Annotated in this window: 1 pseudogene; it reads left to right on the top strand. The window is 57.7% G+C overall.

Annotation, left to right across the window (positions count from 1 at the left end):
• A pseudogene (locus tag CWO89_RS45585) lies at positions 1–220 on the top strand (IS5/IS1182 family transposase); the annotation flags it as partial.

Here is a 220-nt window from a genome sequence, read left to right as displayed (position 1 = left end):
GAGTTCGTCACGCTGTGCCGCAAGCTTGATCTGTTCAGTGCAGCAAGTGTCGCCATTGACGGATCAAAGTTCAAGGCTGTCAATGCGCGGGACAAGAACTTCACCGAGGCCAAGATGAAGAGGCGTCTTGAGCGGATCGATGAGAGCATCGCCCGCTATCTCTCGCAGCTCGAGACCGCCGATCGGCACGGCGATGCAGTGCCAGAGGCGAAAGTTGCGA

The sequence above is a fragment of the Bradyrhizobium sp. Leo170 genome (genome assembly GCF_004296405.1).
Lineage (GTDB): Bacteria > Pseudomonadota > Alphaproteobacteria > Rhizobiales > Xanthobacteraceae > Bradyrhizobium.
This window is presented reverse-complemented; position numbering and strand designations above follow the sequence as displayed.